Here is a 16,833-nt window from a genome sequence, read left to right as displayed (position 1 = left end):
GCGAGAAGCTGGCCGCCGACATGGTGGTCCGCCTCGCGAAGGGGGTGATGGCCCTCGATGAGGAGATCGCCGAGCTCGACGCCCTGATCGAGGCCCGGTTTCGTGAGCATCCGCACGCCGAGGTGATCCGCAGCCTGCCCGGCATGGGAGCCAAGCTCGGCGCCGAGTTCATCGCCGCGACCGGCGGCGACATGGACGCCTTCGGCAGTGCCGACCGCCTGGCCGGCTTCGCCGGCCTGGCCCCCAGGCCTCGCGACTCCGGCCGTGTCAGCGGCAACCTGCGCAGGCCCCGCCGCTACCACCGCGGTCTGCTGCGGAGCATGTACCTCTCGGCGATGGTCAGCATCTCGACGTGTCCAGCCTCCAAGGCGTACTACCAACGGAAGAGAAGCGAGGGGAAGGGACACAAGCAGGCCCTGCTGGCTCTCGCCCGCCGCAGGCTCAACGTCCTGTGGGCCATGATCCGTGACGGACAGCGCTACCAAGGTTCACCTCCCGTCACGGCTGCGGCTTGACATCACGATTGGGAAGTCCTTTTCTCTGTTACTGCTGGTGGAAGCGGTCGGGGTGTTCGGGGCCGGATGGCGTCCGACGGGGTCGATACGGATGCGGCCCGTGCGCGGGTCGACGTCGGCCTCGACGCGGATGTCGTAGACCTCGCCGATGTTCTTCGCGGTGAGGACGTCGGCGGGCGGACCGGCGGCGTGGACGCGGCCGGAGCGCATGAGGACGAGGGTGTCCGCGACGCGGGCGGCGTGGTCGAGGTCGTGCAGCACGATGCCTACGGCGATGCCGTGGTCCTGGACGAGGTCGCGCACCAGGTCGAGCGTCTCGATCTGGTAGCGCAGGTCCAGGTGGTTCGTCGGCTCGTCCAGCAGCACGACACCGGTGTTCTGGGCCAGGCAGGCCGCGAGCCACACGCGCTGCATCTCGCCGCCGGAGAGCTCCCCGGCGGCGCGGGCCGCCATGTCCCGTACGCCGGTGGCGTCCATGGCGTACGCGACGGCCTCGCGGTCCTCCGCCGAGAGCCCGGAGAAGCCGCGCCGGTAGGGGTGGCGGCCGAAGGCTACGACCTCCGCCACCGTCAGCCCCTGCGGAGCGGGCCTGGACTGGGAGAACAGCGTGACCTCGCGGGCGAACTCCCGGCCGCTGAGGAGGGAGACCGCGCGCTCGGGAGCGTCACCGTCACGGCCGCCGCCGAGCGTCACCGTGCCCCCGTCCACCTGGTGGAGCCGGGCGAGCGAGCGCAGCAGCGTGGACTTGCCGCTGCCGTTCGGGCCGACCAGGGCGGTCGCGCGGCCGGGCTCCAGGGTCAGCGAGACACCGTGCACGACGGGCGTCTTTCCGTACCGCAGGACCAGGTCACGCCCGTTGAGGGCGGCCGAGGGCGGGGAGTGGCTGGGGAACATGGGGCGTCCGGTCGTATCGGAGGAGTGGTGGCGCACGGCACCCTCGGGCGCGGCGCGCCGCCGACCGGGCCACCAGCTCCTGGAGCCCGACGACGACCACACGTGGCGGGCAACAACTAAGGGTTACCTAACTCCTGGAAGGCTATATTCCGCCTGCGATGTCGGCAATCAGGAGTTGGAGACAGCTGATACGGCGTTCCGGACACCGGGAACGCCTGAAGGGCCGACGGCCACGGAGGCACCGCTCTCCGGGCCCTCCGCACTCGTACGGGAGAACGCCCCCGGTGTCGTCCCCATGACCCGCCGGAACGCGGCGATGAAGGTGCTGGTCTGCGCATAGCCCAGCAACAGGGCGACGGTCTGCACGTCGAACCCCTCGGAGAGCAGCGTCAACGCCCGGTGGACGCGCAGCGCCTGTCGCCACTGGGCGAAGGACAGCCCGGTGGAGTGGCGGAACGCGCGGGTGATCGTCCGGTCGCTGGTGCCGAGCGTCCGCGCCCACTCCTCCAGCGACCGGGGGTCGGAGGGGTCCTCCAGCAGGGTTTCGGCGATCACATCGATCCGGGCGTCACCGGGCAGCTGGAGCGCGAGCTGACGCTCCGAGGGCAGCAGTACGTCGAACACGACGGACTCCGCCCGCGCCCGGGCCGCCGCGTCGAGGTCCGTACGGACGAGATGGGTGAGCAACGACTCCAGCAGCGGGGTCATCTCGATGGCCGTCGGCCCGTCGAACGCGACCGGCGTGCGCTCGGGGGCGAAGAAGGCGTCGTGGAACGCGACGCCCGCCGTCAGCCGCCCCCCGTGGACGACCCCGGCGGGCATCCACAGCCCCTGCCCCTCGGAGACGGTGAAGACCCGGTCCGCGACCCGGGACACCAGGGTTCCGCCGCGCACCCAGACCAGCTCGTGCAGGGGGTGGGTGTGCGGCTCCCATTCGGTGGGGACGCCGGAGACGTGGGACTCGGCGATGATCACGAACGGGGCGTCGGCCCCCGGCGGAACGGCCGAGGCCCGGCACGTCACGGTGCCGGGCTCCCGCGACCAGGTCCCGACGCCGGTGACGCCGGCACCGGCGCCGACGTCAGGGGGGCGGGGGGACATGGGCCGACTGTATCCAGCTCTGCCTAGCTCCCAGCCAGCAGCTCGTCCGCGTCGACGATGCGGTACGCGTACCCCTGCTCGGCCAGGAACCGCTGGCGGTGCGCCGCGAAGTCCTGGTCGATGGTGTCGCGGGCGACGACCGAGTAGAACCGCGCCTCGTGCCCGTCGGCCTTCGGCCGCAGGACGCGTCCCAGCCGCTGGGCCTCCTCCTGGCGCGATCCGAACGTTCCGGATACCTGGATGGCGACGGTGGCCTCCGGCAGGTCGATGGAGAAGTTGGCGACCTTGGAGACGACGAGGACGCTGATCTCCCCGTTCCGGAACGCGCCGAAGAGCTTCTCGCGCTGGGCGTTGCTGGTCTCGCCCTTGATGACGGGGGCGTCCAGATGCTCGCCGAGCTCGTCGAGCTGGTCGATGTACTGCCCGATGACGAGGGTCTGCTCGCCCTGGTGCTTGCGTACGAGCGCCTCGGTGACCTTCCGCTTGGTGGCGGTGGTCGCGCAGAACCGGTACTTCTCCTCCGCCTCGGCCGTCGCGTACGCGAGCCGCTCGGAGTCGGTGAGGTTGACCCGTACCTCCACGCAGTCGGCGGGCGCGATGTAGCCCTGCGCCTCGATCTCCTTCCACGGGGCGTCGAACCGCTTGGGCCCGATGAGCGAGAAGACGTCCGACTCGCGGCCGTCCTCCCGTACGAGGGTGGCGGTCAGGCCGAGCCGCCGCCGGGCCTGGAGGTCGGCGGTGAACTTGAAGACGGGGGCGGGCAGCAGATGCACCTCGTCGTAGACGACGAGGCCCCAGTCACGGGAGTCGAAGAGCTCCAGGTGCGGGTAGATGCCCTTACGCCGGGTGGTCAGCACCTGGTAGGTGGCGATGGTGACCGGCCGGATCTCCTTCTTCGTACCGCTGTACTCGCCGATCTCGTCCTCGGTGAGTGACGTCCGCTTCACCAGCTCGTGCTTCCACTGCCGGGCGGAGACGGTGTTGGTGACGAGGATGAGCGTGGTGGCCTTGGCCTCGGCCATCGCACCGGCCCCGACGAGCGTCTTCCCGGCCCCACAGGGCAGCACGACAACGCCCGACCCGCCGTGCCAGAACCCCTCGACGGCCTGCCGCTGATACGGCCGCAGGGCCCAGCCGTCCTCGGCCAGCTCGATCGGGTGGGCCTCGCCGTCCACGTAACCGGCAAGATCCTCGGCTGGCCAGCCCAGCTTCAGCAGGGTCTGCTTGATCTGCCCGCGCTCGGAGGGGTGCACGGCCACGGTGTCCGGGTCGATGCGGGCGCCGACCAGCGGCTGCACCTTCTTCGACCGCAGGATCTCCTCCAGCACGGGCCGGTCGGTGGTGGTGAGGACCAGTCCGTGCACGGGGTGCTTGGAGAGGGTGAGCCGCCCGTACCGCGCCATCGTCTCGGCGATGTCGACCAGGAGCGCGTGCGGCACGGGGTAGCGGGAGTACTCCACCAGGGCGTCGACGACCTGCTCGGCGTCGTGCCCGGCGGCGCGGGCGTTCCACAGCCCGAGCGGGGTGACCCGGTACGTATGGATGTGCTCGGGCGCACGCTCCAGCTCCGCGAAGGGTGCGATGACCCGGCGGCAGGCGTCCGCCCGCTCGTGGTCGACCTCCAGGAGCAGCGTCTTGTCGCTCTGGACGATGAGGGGTCCGGTCACGCGCTTCGGCCCTTTCTGCGGGGTGCGGCCACGGATGCGGCCAAACGTCCAGTGTGCCGCATCGCGGGGCGGGGTGGGGTGGAGCGGCCGTGCGGGGAGGGGCCTGCTCGCGGGTGGTGGCGTGCGCGGAGGGTGGCGGGGCCTACCTGCGGCCCCATGGACAGCCGGCCGGTCACATCGGCTCCGGCGGGCGCTCCTCGACGGCGGCCAGCAGCTTCCGCAGGATCGCGTCGAACGCGTGCGCCTCGTCCTCGGTGAGCAGGGAGAGGAGGCGGTTCTCGTTGGCGGCGTGCTCGGTGACGGCGGCGTCGACGAGCGCGCGCCCCTCGGGCGTGAGGCCGATGCGCAGACTACGGCGGTCCTCCGGGTCGGCGCGCCGGGTGACGAGGCCGCGCGCCTCCAGGCGGTCGACGCGCTTGGTCATCCCCGCACGGGTGATGAGGAGGATCTCCGCGAGCCGCGAGGGCGGCATCTCGTGCGGCGCGCCTGTGCGGCGGAGGCTGGCCAGGACGTCGAACTCCCCGCGATCCAGACCGTGGGCGGCGAAGACCGCGTCCACGCGACGGCTGCCGGCGATGTGGAGGCGGGCGAAGCGGGCCAGCGTGCCCATCGCGGTGAAGTCGAGATCGGGACGCTCGCGCTCCCAGTGGGCGACGGCGATGTCGGCGAAGTCGGGGCGGATCTCGGAGCTGTCGGCGGCCATGCGGCGATTGTATCGCAATCATTATCCGGTATATGGTCAACTGGTTAATCAAATCGGGAAGGTGCTCTGATGAAGCCCATAGCTGTGCGCTCCTCGGCCGTTGTGCAGGCCCCCGCCGGGTTCGTGTGGGATTTCCTCCGCGTCTACGCCAACGACCTGGAGTGGCGGTCCGGCCTGGAGAAGATGGCCCAGACCCCGCCGGGCCCGGTGTGCGACGGGGCCAGGGTGGAGGAGACCCTGCGCGTGCTGGGCCGGGCGGTGGAGAGCGTGGTCGAGGTCGCGGACGTGCGCGAGGGGCGCTCCTTCACCTGGCGGGTGGTCGGCGACGCGGCCGAGGGCGGTGCGACCGCCGAGGGCAGCCGCACGGTGACCGCGACGGGCGAGGCGTCCTGCCGGGTGGAGATCGTCAAGCGTGTGACCCTGACGGGGAGCGACCGCCTCCTGCGCCCGGTGGTCGCGGCGGTGATCACGCGCACCGAGCGCGGGGACCTCCGGCGGGTGAAGCGGCTGCTGGAACAGACCTGGCGGAACGGCTGAGCCGCTGAGCGCGTAGCCGGACGGGCGGGAGCGGGGGCGGCGATGCGGTGCTGGTAAAGAGATATGACGCACCGACAGGGGGCCGGGCGAGGGGGAGGGTTACGCGTGTCTCAACCGTTCGACGACCAGCCGAAGCCACCGGCAGGGGCTCCGTCGCAACAGCCTTTCGGCGCACCGCCTCCGCCGCCGCAGCAGCCACCGGCCGTCGGCTATCCGCCCGGGGGCGGCACGCCCCCCCACCCCGTACGGCAGCCCCGGCGGCTTCCCGCCCCCGCCCCCGCCCCCGGCTCCACCCGCGCCGGGCAACGCGCCGAGGAAGAAGACGGCGCTCATCGCGGCGGCCGCGGTGCTGGCCGTAGTGGCCGTCGGCGGCGGGGTCTGGCTGGCCGTGGGCGGGGGCGACAAGGAGAGCGACGACGCCAAGTCCCCGGCGGCCGTGGGCACTCCGAGCGCCACGGTGCCGGGCGGGAGCACCGGAGGGGTTCCGGGGGCGACGACCCCTTCCGCGAAGCCGTCCGCCTCGCCGTCCGCCGACTCGGACAACCCGTACGCGCCCCTGCCCGACGGCTCCGGGGTGCAGGGAGGGTGGCTCAGTATGCAGGGTGGCATCGTGCTCGGGTTCAGCGGCGCCCATCCCGACCAGCCCGACCGGGACAACGCGCTCTACAGCGACGGCGCCTCCGATATCTCCTGCACGGGCCGCTGGCAGGAAACCGAGGCCGCCGGCAGCTGGAAGGTCACGCTTCAGCGCAAGCACGCCGGAGTCCGGGACGAGAGCAAGGACCGGGTCGGCACCGTAGAGCGGTTGGACGAGATGCTGACTGTCCATTGGACGAAGCCCACCATGCAACCGGAGGTTTACAAGCGGCTCCCGCAGAGATGACCCCGTCCTGACGAGCCGTACGGGTCCTGAGGCGAGGGCGCCTCAGGACCTCCGGGCCTCCGGGGCCTTTCAGGACCTCCGGGCCTCCGGGCCTTTCAGGACTTTCGGGCCCGCTCAGGCCTCAGGCCCAGGGCGCGCCTGGCGGCCGAAGCGCACCGGCACACCGGGCGAGTACAGCACGCTCACCGGCTCCCCGACCGGCGCGGGCAGCCCCCCGGCCGCCACCAGGTCCTCGTCGCACTCCACGAGCGCGGCCCGGTGCAGGGGCCACCGAGGATGGACGTTGGGCAGATAGGCGGTCTGCCCGAAGAGCGACGTGTGCAGGGCCCAACGGGCGGTCAGGAAGTGCTCCAGAGGAGAGGGTTCCCCGATCACCTCCCCCACCCGCAGCACGATCCGGCTTCGCGCCCCACGGGGCCCGGGCCACCGCCGCGTACTCGTATACGTGAGGGTGTCCTCGGCCCGCTCGACCCCCATCCGCGCCCACACGTACGGCAACCGGACCGCGGCCCGCGCCACGAGCACCGGGATCAGCCGCGAGGCATCGAGCGACCGGAAGACGACCCCGCGCCGCCCGCGCCCGTCCACCGAGTACAGCCGCACGTTGGTCTCGGGAAAGGACCCCAGATACGGAATCCCCGGCAGCCCGAGCCACCCCACCCGATGCATCCGAAACGCCACGAGCCCCACGTACGTCACCCCCTCGAACGCGTCCGGCACGGTCCCCTCCGGCAACAACGGCGCCACGTCCGCCGGTTCGACCGCCCAGTGCAGGAACGCCAGATCCAGCCAGGACTGCGTGAGCAGGGGCCGCATGGGCGCGGCGGGCGGGTCGGGCGAGACGGGCTCGGGCGGTACCGGCTCCGGGGCGCGGGCGGCGAAGGACATGCCCGCAGCATCGCAGACTCACGCTCATGGCTCACACGGACGAGTGGCATCCCTATGCAATGTCTTTTCACGGGCATTATCGTCGGACCATGATGATATGAGCCATGGAACGACATCATTCGATGCAGGGAGAGGCTGGCCATGCTGCTGCGGTTCCAGGTCACGAACCATGCCTCGCTGCTGGAGGAGCAGGAACTGTCCCTCGTCGCCACCGACCGTCACCCGGGGCGGGCCGAACGCGCCGCTCCGAGCGGGGACGAGTCCGCGGTTCCCGTCGTCGCCATCTACGGCACCAACGCCTCCGGGAAGTCGAACGTCATCGATTCCATCGGGTGGATGCGGTCGGCGGTTCTCAGCTCGTTCCGCCATTGGGACCCCAGCGGCGGAGTCCCGCGTCGCCCTTTCGTGCTCGGACACGGCACCGCGGAGCGGCCCAGTTCCTTCGCGGTCGATTTCGTCGTCGGCGGGGTGCACCACCAGTTCGGTTTCTCGGTCGACGACGAACGGGTCACCGAGGAGTGGCTGTACTACTACCCCGAAGGTCGGCAGCGTCGGCTGTACGAGCGTGGTGCGGATGACGTGGTCACCTTCGGGCGCTGGCTCACCGGCCGTCGGAAGCTGATCGCCGAACTGCTCAGGCCGAACAGTCTGTATCTGTCGGTGGCGGCGGCGCAGGGGCACGACCAGCTCAGTGAGGTCTTCCGGTGGTTCCGGTCCGGGCTGAGGATGGCCACCGACCACGACTTCGCCCAGCGTCTCGATCACACGGTCCGGCTCTGCCTCGAAGGGCTGGAAGAACTTGAAGGAGGGGACGGCCGGGAGGACCAGCCGGTGCTGGACCTCCTCCGCTTCGCCGACCTCGGCGTATCCGGGCTGGAGATCCAGGACTGGGACGAGAACATCCGAGCGGACCGCCAACGGATCACGCGGGCACTCCGCGATGCGCTGGGGGACAAGGTGCGCGTCCAGGAGGACGGCAAACAGCGGGTGAGGGTGGAGCACCGGACGGCGGAGGGAGTGTTCCCGCTGGACCTCGCGTACGAGTCGAGTGGCACGCGTACGTGGATCGGCCTCATCGGCCCCGTGATCACGACGCTGGCCGATGGCGGGGTGCTCTGTGTGGACGAACTCGACGCCCGTCTGCACCCCTATCTGGTCGATGCCCTCGTCGGCATGTTCCAGTCGCCCGAGACCAACAGCAGGGGAGCGCAGTTGGTCTTCAGCACGCACGAGGCGGCGTTGCTCGGGCGCAATGTGCGCACCGAACTCTTCAGGGACCAGGTCTGGTTCACCGAGAAGGACCCGCGGACCCTGGCCACGAGGCTCTTCCCGCTGACCGAGTTCTCGGTGCGCCACTCGGCCGACAACCTGGAGAGACGCTATCTGGGCGGGCGCTACGGGGCGGTGCCGCATTTGGATGACGACCTGCTGCGGGAAGTGGCCGTGGCGTTCCAGCATGGGGGTGGGCGTGAAGCGGGGAAAGCCGCTGAAGCGGACGAAGGGCGTACGCCCGGAGCAGCGTAGGTTTCTCATCTACTGCGAGGGGGAGCGCACCGAGGACCAGTACTTCAAGGGGGTGCGCGCGGACCTGCGGACTCTGCCCGTCTCCATCTGCCTGGGCGGTGAGCACGGAGAGCCTCAGTCGCTGGTCCGCGCCGCGATCGAGCACAAGGAGCGTGCCCCGAACTCCCCGCAGGACCGCGCGGAGGCACTGAGGCAGCAGGCGACGAAAGGGCATCGGCACAATCCCTGGACGGACGTCGACCGGCTGGTGGGGCTGTTGAAGGCGGCCCGGCATCCATGAGGGCGATGCCGCAGCCGTCCCCCGGTACATGTCTGGGACTCGCCCTACCCCTTCCCGTCCTCCGCCAGCTCAGCCACCCCCGTGATCCGGTGCAGCGGGTAGGTGCGGACCTCGTCCGCTGTGTGGTCGTATGCCGTGACGAAGCCGCCCTCCACGCGGACCGGGGCGATCACGCGTTGGCTGGCCGCGCCCTCCGCGTTGACGTAGCCGATCCAGACCGCGGAGCCCGTCATCGCGGCCGCCTGGACCGTGGCCAGGGTCTCCGCGGAGGTGGTGCGGGGGAGGGTGTCGGAGGTGCGTGCCCCCGTAGTGCCCTGCGGCGGCTCCTTGCGGGCCACCGTGGCGGCCGTGTCGCCCGCGCGGATGGCCCGTACCGCCGCGCCCAGGAGGGTGTCGTCGGGGGTCGGGGGGCCTTCGGGGACGGGGACGGGAGGGGTACGGGGCGGGGTGCGGCGGGCGCCGGTGCGGGTGATCAGGACGTCGCCCTCGGCGGATTCGGCGGCGGGCGCGTAGCCCATCTCGCGCAGGGCTTCGAGGAGCGAGCCGGGGTCTGCCTGGGAGGCCAGGACCGTGGGGGCCAGGCGGCGCAGGCGCAGGCCCGTCGAGCGGCGGTCGGCCAGGATCTCGTTGAGGACCGCCTCGTCGTCGCAGCGTACGTACGCGGAGGCCGCCCCGATCCGGAGGTGCCCGTGGCGGCGGGCCACGTCGTCGATCAGGTAGCTCAGCGGCTGCGGCACCGGCGTACGGCTGTGCGCGGCCAGGAACGCGTGCAGGTCGGCCGCCGCCTGCCCGGCGTCCAGGGCGCGGCGCACGGAGCCCGGCGTGAAGCGGTAGACCGTCGCCCCGCCCTTCGACTCCACGTCCGCGAGGACCGACAAGGTCTCCGCCAGCGGGCGTTCCAGGGGGCCCGGCGCCACCGCCGTCAGGTCCGCCTGGAGCAGGACGTGGTCCAGGGGTTCGGGGAGGAGAGGGGCCAGGAGGCGGGCCGCCGCCTCCTCGCCCTCGTCCAGGAGCGCCCGGGCCTGCGAGGAAAGCGCGCCCCGGCCCGTGATGCCCAGCAGCTCCGACTCGTTCAGCGTCCAGAGCGCCAGGCGGGAGCGGAGGTCCGTCACCTCCGCGGAGGGCGTCGAACCCCGCAACGGGCGTTCCCAGCGCAGCCGTCGCAGCAGCGTCTCCGGGTCCGGGGCCGTGCCGGGCGGCAGTTCGGTGAAGAGGGCCAGGACCCGGTGGCGTACGTCGGGCGCGGCCGAGCGGTCCAGCTCCGGGCCGAGCGCGGAGAGGGCCCGGCCCTTCGCGTCCTGGCCGCCGACCAGGCCCGGGACCCGGGTGGCCGGGAGCCAGGCCGTGGCCAGGTGGGTCCAGCGGTCCTGGGCGGAGAGGTCGAGCCATTCGTCGTACGCGGGGGTCGGCGCGTACCGCTCGTCCGTCTCCCCGTCGGAGGCCAACAGCCCGGCCGCGTAAGCCAGTTCGACCCAGAACGCGGCGATCGGCTCCGTCGCCTCCAGTGCGTTCGCCACCCGTTTCAGCTCCCGTACGCTCAGGCCGCCCGCGCGCAGGATCGCCGGGCCGCCGCCGTTCCAGAGCTTCAGCAGCTCCTCGACGGTCGAGAGTGCGGTGAACGCCTGACCGGCCGCCGCTCTGTCCACAGCCTGTGGATCGCGTTCGGCCGTCGCCGCGACGACCGGGGGGACCGGTTCCGGTACGCGGTGCGCGCGCCCGGCGCGCAGATGGAGGGCCGCCTCGCGCGGCAGCACCACCGTGCGCGTCGAGACCGGCAGGAGCAGCCCTCGGTCCCGTAGCCACTTCACGGGGGGAGTGGGGTTGGGCGTGACCTCCCCGTACGGCGGGCCCCACACCAGCCGGTCCAGCACCGACAGCGCCTCCACCGGGGCCGTGTCCAGCAGCTCCGCCATCCGCGTCCGGTCCGTGAAGAGGGCGGACAGCGCCGCCACCGCCGAGACCGGGTCATGTGTGGCGGGCAGGCCCGTCGCCGTCAGGATCTCCTGGAGGCGGCCCGGCGACATCCCCGCCGTCGCCTCCGCGACCGTGGGACCCAGGCCCGTGGGGGAGGGGTGCTGCGGGGACGGGGCCAGCAGCTCGCGGGCCGTCCGCACCAGCCGCAGCCGTTCGTCCTCGCCCCAGACCAGGGCCTGTTCGCGCAGCGTCGCCAGCGCGCCCGGCAGCGCGGCCGTGACCGCCGCCCCCACGTCGTCGCGCTGCTCGCCGTCGTCGAGCCCGTCGCCGGTCAGGAGCGAGAGCAGGGTGTCGTACGGAGCCGGGTCCGGCGCCACCGCCAGCGCCTCGGCGGTCTGGAGCGCGAACCGGTCCAGATGCTCCAGCGCGCGCACCACGGAGGCCCGCGTTCCGGCCCGGGTGGCGAGCTGCGTGATGTCGTTCGGCACCGGGTTGAGGAGGTCGGGGCGGGCACGCAGCAGCCCGGCCAGCGATTCGTCGCCCCGGGCGCGCAGGGCTTCGGCGAGCGTGCGCGGTGGTGTGGTCGTCCCCATCCGTCCCACGTTAGCCGCTGAAACGCTACCGTCGGGGCAGGGCCGCAAGAGGGGATGCACCGCGTGGGGATCGAGAGCGACCAGCTCGTCTACGACTACCTGAGCCGGGTCGGCGACCTGGCCCAGCAGCAACAGCTGTCCTCGGGCGCCCGGATGAGGCTCGTCTCGACGCTCCGGGGCGAGATCGACCGGCAGCGCGCCACGGAGGGCGCGGACTCCCCGGCGGCGGTGCGGCGCATCATCGGCAGGCTCGGCACCCCGGACGAACTGGTGGGCGCGGCGGCGGAGTCGGGGGACGGGACGGTGCCGTTGCCCCCGGCGCGTACGGGTGGGGGTGCGGCCGTTCCCCGGCCCCGGAGCGGGTTCCTCCGCAAGGGCCCGAAGGAAGCGGATCCCGTCCCTGGTCCTGCCCCCGCCCCCGGCTCCCGTACGGGCGCTGACTCCACTCGTACAAACGGCGACAGCTCCCGTACGGACCCCGACCGTTCCCGTACAGAGGGCGACCGCTCCCGTACAGACGACGGCCACCCCGACGACACGGCCGCTCCCGCCTCCCCCTGGCCCCACCCCTCCGCCCCCCACGTCCTCGGCCCCGATCAGCAGAGCACCGGCGAGGACGACTGGTGGCGGCTGGAGCCCGGGCCCTTCGACGCCGGGACCGCCATCCCCGGGTTCTTCGGCGGCATCGAGGCCCCGGAACTCCTCGGCAGGCGGCCACCGAAGCCCGACGCCGCGGACAAGGAAACAGAGGGAGAAGAGGAAGCAGAAGAAGCAGAAGAAGCGGAAGAGGAGGGAGGCGACGGGCCCGGCTCCGAGGAGAAGACCCGCCGCCGCGCCCTCCGCATCCCCAGGCCCCGCCGCAAGCCCGCCCCCACCCCCGCAGCAGAACCCGCAGCGGAACCCGCCCCGCGCGGCGGCTTCGCCCACCCCCTGCTGCTCCTGGCCGCCCTGCTGCTGATCGCCGGGGTGGTCACCGGGTCCTGGATCCCGCTGGCGGGCGGCTGGCTCATCGCGTACGGCTCGCGGACCCTCTCCCGTACGGAGGCGAAGTGGGCGGCCCTGGGGCTGCCGGGCGTGGTCGTCGCCGGGGCGCTCGTCTGGGTGTGGGGGCGGCTGGACGGGCGCTGGGGCGAGCCCATCGAGGAGGGGGCGCTGGGCGAGGTGCTGACCGGCGCCTGGCCCGTGGTCGTCCGTATCGCCGCCGTCGCCTCCGCGCTCTACCTGGTGTGGCGGGCGCGGAGGCGGGCCTGAAGGACCCCGGGAGCTACTTCGTCAGGTTGGTCTTGAGCTCTCCGAGGATCTTGTCGGCCGCCGTGTAGCCGATGCCCTGGATCCACAACTGGTCGTCGACCGCGAAGACCTTGCCGTTCTTCACCGCGTCCATGTTCTTCCACAGGCCGCTGCCGGTGGTCTGGGTCTCCTTGGACTTCTTCGGGTCGCCGTACGTCGAGTGGAAGACCGCGTCCGCGTCGGCGAGGTCGATCTTCTCCGGGCTGACGTCGTACGAGAACCCGTCCTTCGCCTTGTCCGTGATGGCCGGGCGGCCCAGGCCCACATCGGCGAGGATCGTGGCGATGTAGTTCTTCTTGCCGTAGATGCGGATGTCGGCGCCCTCGACGAACCGGACCATGTTGACCTCGGTCGCGGCCGCCTTCTCCTTGCCGCCGAGCGCCTTCGTCACCCCGGCCACGTGCTTCGCGTAGTCGTCGGTGACCATCTTCGCCTCGGCCGTCTTGTTGAGGGCCTCCGCGTGGACCTGGAAGTTCTCCTTCCAGGGGTAGCCGGTGTTCTCCGTCATCACGGTCGGCGCGATCTTGGAGAGCTCGGCGTACTTGTCGCCGTGCCGGACCTTGCTGGTGAGGATGAGGTCGGGCTTCAGACCGGCGATGGCCTCCAGGTTCGGGGTCATCATCTGGCCGACGTCCGTGATGCCCGCGACCTGGTCCTTGGGCAGGTAGTTCAGGAAGCCCGACTGCACGTCCGCGTGGGTCGCGCCGACCGGCTTCACGCCGAGGGTGAGGACCGAGTCGAGTTCGGCGGTGTCCAGGACGACGACCCGTTCCGGGGTGGCGGGGACCTTCACGTCGCCCATCGCCGTCTTCACCGTACGGGGCGCCCCGGCGGAGGCGTCGTCGGAGCCGGAGGAGCCGGACGCGGAGCCCGAATCGGACGAGAAGCCGCAGGCGGACAGGGTCAGGGCGGCGGCCACGGTGAGGGACGCGGCGGCGAGGGTGCGGGAGCGGTGCTGGAGGGTCATGGTTCAGAGGGCCTTTCCGGGAGTCGGGGCAGGGGCGGGAGAGGAAGAGGCTGGGGCGGGGGTCCAGGGGGCGCCGGGGACGACGAGCGGTGAGCCCGTCACCGGGTCCGGGACGATCACCGCTGCCAGGCCGAAGACCTCGCGGACGAGCTCGGCGGTGACGATGTCCCCCGGCCGGCCCTCGGCGACGATCCGGCCCTCCTTCATGGCGACCAGGTGGTCGGCGTACCGGGCCGCCTGGTTGAGGTCGTGCAGCACGGTGACGACGGTACGGCCCCGGGTGCCGTCGGCGGCAGGGGAGGCCAACTGACGTACCAGGTCCAGGACTTCCACCTGGTGCGCGATGTCCAGGTACGTCGTCGGCTCGTCGAGCAGCAGCAGGTCCGTCTCCTGCGCGAGCGCCATCGCGATCCACACCCGCTGGCGCTGCCCGCCCGACAGCTCGTCCACCGACCGGTCGGCCAGCGCCGTCACATCCGTACGGGACATGGCGTCGGTCACCGCCCGCTCGTCCGCGTCCGACCACTGCTGCCACCAGCTCTGGTGCGGCTGGCGGCCCCGGGCGACCAGGTCGGAGACGGTGATCGCCTCGGGGGCCACCGGGGTCTGCGGGAGCAGCCCGATGGACTGGGCGATGCGCCGGGTAGGTATCCGCGCCAACTCCGTACCGTCCAGCAGGACCGCCCCGCCGCGCGGCTTCAGCAGTCGGCCGAGCGCCCGCAGGGTGGTGGACTTGCCGCAGGCGTTGGGGCCGACGATGACGGTGACCTGGCCGTCGGGCACGGCGAGGTCCAGCTCGTGGACGACGGTGCGGTCCTCGTACGCGAGGGTCAGGGAACGGGCGGTGAGCCTGCTGGTGGGGCGTGCTGCGTCGGTCGTAGGGCTCATGCGGTGCCTCCACTGCGGCCGCGGTGACCGCGGATGATCAGCCAGATCAGGTACGGGGCGCCGACCGCCGCCGTGAGGACGCCCACCGGCAGTTCGGTGGGCGAGAACAGCCTGCGGGCGAGCAGGTCGGCGAGGACGACGATCACCGCGCCCAGCAGCGCCGAGGAGAGGAGCGGGATCTGAGCGGTACGGGTCATCCGGCGGGCGATCTGCGGGGCGAGCAGCGCCACGAAGTCCACCGGGCCCGCCGTGCCCGTCGCCACGGAGGCCAGGACCACCCCGAGCGCGACGAGTCCGAGCCGTACGCGCCCCAGGCGTACGCCCAGCGCGGTGGCGGTGTCGTCGTCCATCGTCACGGTGCGCTGCGCGCGGGCCGCCCAGGCGATGGCGGGCAGCAGGACGACGAGTGTCCAGGCGAGCGGGGCGGCCTCCGGCCAGCCGCGCCCGTTCAGCGAACCGGTCATCCAGATCTGCGCCTGCTGGGCGACCAGGTAGTCGCCCTTGGTCAGGAAGAGCGTGGTCACCGACCGCAGCGCGATGGCGAAGCCGATGCCGATGAGGACGAACCGGGTGGCGTGCAGTCCGCCGCGCCAGGCGAAGACGTAGACGAGCGCGGCGGCCGCGATGCCGCCGACGACGGAGAGGTAGGGGAGGACGGCGTACGAGGTGATGCCGAAGGTCATCGCACCGACCGTGAGCGCGCTCGCGCCTTGGCTGATGCCGATGATGTCCGGGCTGGCCAGCGGGTTGCGGGCCACGGTCTGGATCAGCGCCCCGGCGATCCCGAAGGCCGCGCCCACCAGCAGCCCGACCGTCATCCGGGGCAGCCGGAGCGTGCCCACGACCAGCTCGGCGGAGGACGGCTGCCCGAGGAGCACCTTCACCACCTCGCCGGGCGCGACGAAGGACTCGCCGACACAGAGGTAGGCGACGCAGACGGCGGCCAGGAGGACGAGGAGGGAGGCCGCGACGAGGGAGGCGCGGCGGTGCAGCAGGAACCGGCCACGGGGCCCGGCCTTCACGACGGAGTACCCGGCGGGCCGGACCCGTACGGTCGTCAGAGGCGCGTCGCTCATGCCGGCACCGCCTTCCGGCGTACGAGGGTGACCAGGAACGGCACCCCGATCAGCGCCGTCATCACACCCGCCGGGACCTCGCTCGGCGGGAACACGATCCGGCCGATGACGTCCGGGACGAGCAGCATCACCGGCCCGATCAGCGCGGCCATGGGCAGCACCCAGCGGTGGTCGTTGCCGACGACCGCGCGGGCGATGTGCGGGACGGCGAGCCCGATGAACGCGATCGGCCCGGCGGCGGCCACCCCGACCCCGGTCAGCACGGTCGCGCCGATCCCGCCGACGATCCGGACCGCCGCGACGTTCTGCCCGAGCCCCTTCGCCACGTCCTCACCGAGCGCGAGGGCGTCCAGCCCACGGGCGACGGAGAGCACGAGCACCGCCCCCAGCAGCAGGAACGGCCACACCTGCTGGACGACCTCCGCCTCCCGCCCCGCGATCGAGCCGACCTGCCAGAACCGGAACTCGTCCAGCGCGGACGCCTTCGTCGTGAGGACCCCCATCGTCACCGACACCAGCAGCGCGTTGATCGCCGCACCGCCGAGCGCGAGCTTCACGGGCGTCGCCCCGCCGCGCCCGCTGGAGGCGATGGCGTACACCGCGACCGAGGCGACGGCGGCCCCCGCGAAGGCGAACCAGACGTACCCGGTCAGCGTGTGCACCCCCGCGAACGCGATGGCCATCACCACCGCCACGGACGCCCCCTGGCTGATGCCGAGGATGCCGGGGTCGGCGATGGGGTTACGGGTGATCCCCTGGAGCACCGTGCCCGCGAGGGCCAGCGCCGCGCCGACCATCAGCCCGATGAGCGTGCGCGGCACCCGCATGGTGCGGATGACCTCGGCGGCGTCGGAGCTCCCGCCGTGCAGCAGGGCGTCGACCACCTCGCCCGGCGGGATGGAGCGCGCCCCCACGGCGAGGCTCAGCAGGACGGCCAGCAGCAGCGCGACGACGGCGGCGGCCGTGGCGGTCGCGCGCCGGGAGAGGCGGGGTGCACGGGGTGCGGGGGGCGCGACGGCCGGTGCCGGTGGTGGCGCGGGCGCTGACGCTGACATCTGAACCAATCGGGAGGGACTGCGGTGGGACTGCGCTGGGACTGCGGGAAGGACCTCA

Annotated in this window: 16 protein-coding genes; 6 read left to right on the top strand and 10 right to left on the bottom strand. The window is 72.3% G+C overall.

From position 1 onward, the window contains the following. A partial coding sequence (locus ACFW9Z_RS09400) for a transposase (RefSeq protein ID WP_384636782.1) occupies positions 1 to 515 on the top strand: 515 nt, incomplete at its 5' end. On the opposite strand, the gene ACFW9Z_RS09395 is transcribed toward ACFW9Z_RS09400, so the two are convergent. From ACFW9Z_RS09395 to ACFW9Z_RS09380, 4 genes are all read right to left on the bottom strand, one after another. After that, positions 489 to 1,409, bottom strand: a complete 921-nt coding sequence (locus ACFW9Z_RS09395) for an ABC transporter ATP-binding protein (RefSeq protein WP_384636779.1) — start codon at positions 1,407 to 1,409, stop codon at positions 489 to 491. The two genes, ACFW9Z_RS09400 and ACFW9Z_RS09395, sit on opposite strands and share 27 nt — an antisense overlap. A gap of 168 nt (positions 1,410 to 1,577) precedes the next feature. Further along, positions 1,578 to 2,510, bottom strand: coding sequence for a helix-turn-helix domain-containing protein (locus tag ACFW9Z_RS09390; RefSeq protein ID WP_384636776.1), 933 nt, complete (start codon positions 2,508 to 2,510; stop codon positions 1,578 to 1,580). 23 nt (positions 2,511 to 2,533) lie between these two features. Then, positions 2,534 to 4,177 carry a DNA repair helicase XPB gene (locus ACFW9Z_RS09385; protein WP_384636773.1) on the bottom strand — a complete coding sequence of 548 codons (1,644 nt, stop codon included), beginning with the start codon at positions 4,175 to 4,177 and terminating at the stop codon, positions 2,534 to 2,536. A gap of 172 nt (positions 4,178 to 4,349) precedes the next feature. Then, positions 4,350 to 4,880 (bottom strand): MarR family winged helix-turn-helix transcriptional regulator, encoded by a 531-nt coding sequence (locus ACFW9Z_RS09380; RefSeq protein ID WP_384636770.1) that lies wholly within the window; start codon positions 4,878 to 4,880, stop codon positions 4,350 to 4,352. A 69-nt stretch (positions 4,881 to 4,949) separates the two neighbouring features. Here ACFW9Z_RS09380 and ACFW9Z_RS09375 point away from each other — a divergent pair, with 69 nt between their 5' ends. Together ACFW9Z_RS09375 and ACFW9Z_RS09370 are read left to right on the top strand one after the other, a co-directional pair. After that, positions 4,950 to 5,417, top strand: coding sequence for an SRPBCC family protein (locus tag ACFW9Z_RS09375; protein ID WP_384636767.1), 468 nt, complete (start codon positions 4,950 to 4,952; stop codon positions 5,415 to 5,417). A gap of 346 nt (positions 5,418 to 5,763) precedes the next feature. Next, positions 5,764 to 6,300 carry a hypothetical protein gene (locus ACFW9Z_RS09370; RefSeq protein ID WP_384636764.1) on the top strand — a complete coding sequence of 179 codons (537 nt, stop codon included), beginning with the start codon at positions 5,764 to 5,766 and terminating at the stop codon, positions 6,298 to 6,300. Between the two features lie 114 nt (positions 6,301 to 6,414). Here the strand turns inward: ACFW9Z_RS09370 and ACFW9Z_RS09365 are convergent, their stop codons facing one another. Beyond that, on the bottom strand, positions 6,415 to 7,188 hold the full coding sequence (locus tag ACFW9Z_RS09365) for a YqjF family protein (protein WP_384636761.1): 774 nt from the start codon (positions 7,186 to 7,188) through the stop codon (positions 6,415 to 6,417). Positions 7,189 to 7,329: 141 nt separating this feature from the next. Between ACFW9Z_RS09365 and ACFW9Z_RS09360 the strand changes: the two genes are divergently transcribed. Together ACFW9Z_RS09360 and ACFW9Z_RS09355 are read left to right on the top strand one after the other, a co-directional pair. After that, positions 7,330 to 8,712, top strand: a complete 1,383-nt coding sequence (locus ACFW9Z_RS09360; protein WP_384636758.1) for an ATP/GTP-binding protein — start codon at positions 7,330 to 7,332, stop codon at positions 8,710 to 8,712. Next, positions 8,657 to 8,992, top strand: coding sequence for an RloB domain-containing protein (locus ACFW9Z_RS09355; RefSeq protein ID WP_384636755.1), 336 nt, complete (start codon positions 8,657 to 8,659; stop codon positions 8,990 to 8,992). The genes ACFW9Z_RS09360 and ACFW9Z_RS09355 overlap by 56 nt, the downstream gene beginning before the upstream one ends. A gap of 44 nt (positions 8,993 to 9,036) precedes the next feature. Here the strand turns inward: ACFW9Z_RS09355 and ACFW9Z_RS09350 are convergent, their stop codons facing one another. After that, positions 9,037 to 11,499, bottom strand: coding sequence for a helicase C-terminal domain-containing protein (locus ACFW9Z_RS09350; RefSeq protein ID WP_384636753.1), 2,463 nt, complete (start codon positions 11,497 to 11,499; stop codon positions 9,037 to 9,039). A gap of 54 nt (positions 11,500 to 11,553) precedes the next feature. Here ACFW9Z_RS09350 and ACFW9Z_RS09345 point away from each other — a divergent pair, with 54 nt between their 5' ends. Further along, a complete protein-coding gene (locus tag ACFW9Z_RS09345; protein ID WP_384636750.1) occupies positions 11,554 to 12,750 on the top strand; it encodes a hypothetical protein in 1,197 nt (398 codons plus the stop codon). Between the two features lie 13 nt (positions 12,751 to 12,763). Here ACFW9Z_RS09345 and ACFW9Z_RS09340 read toward each other — a convergent pair whose 3' ends face one another. From ACFW9Z_RS09340 to ACFW9Z_RS09325, 4 genes are read right to left on the bottom strand one after another with little or no spacing between them, the layout of a single operon-like run. Continuing rightward, positions 12,764 to 13,756, bottom strand: a complete 993-nt coding sequence (locus tag ACFW9Z_RS09340) for an ABC transporter substrate-binding protein (RefSeq protein WP_384636747.1) — start codon at positions 13,754 to 13,756, stop codon at positions 12,764 to 12,766. Between the two features lie 3 nt (positions 13,757 to 13,759). Continuing rightward, a complete protein-coding gene (locus tag ACFW9Z_RS09335; protein ID WP_384636744.1) occupies positions 13,760 to 14,644 on the bottom strand; it encodes an ABC transporter ATP-binding protein in 885 nt (294 codons plus the stop codon). Continuing rightward, on the bottom strand, positions 14,641 to 15,720 hold the full coding sequence (locus tag ACFW9Z_RS09330) for a FecCD family ABC transporter permease (RefSeq protein ID WP_384636742.1): 1,080 nt from the start codon (positions 15,718 to 15,720) through the stop codon (positions 14,641 to 14,643). The genes ACFW9Z_RS09335 and ACFW9Z_RS09330 overlap by 4 nt, the downstream gene beginning before the upstream one ends. Then, the gene (locus tag ACFW9Z_RS09325) at positions 15,717 to 16,775 is read right to left on the bottom strand and encodes a FecCD family ABC transporter permease (protein ID WP_384636739.1); all 1,059 of its coding nucleotides are present in this window, start codon (positions 16,773 to 16,775) and stop codon (positions 15,717 to 15,719) included. The genes ACFW9Z_RS09330 and ACFW9Z_RS09325 overlap by 4 nt, the downstream gene beginning before the upstream one ends. Positions 16,776 to 16,833: the final 58 nt, after the last annotated feature.

The sequence above is a fragment of the Streptomyces sp. NPDC059452 genome (genome assembly GCF_042750035.1).
In the GTDB taxonomy this organism is placed as follows: Bacteria; Actinomycetota; Actinomycetes; order Streptomycetales; family Streptomycetaceae; genus Streptomyces.
This window is presented reverse-complemented; position numbering and strand designations above follow the sequence as displayed.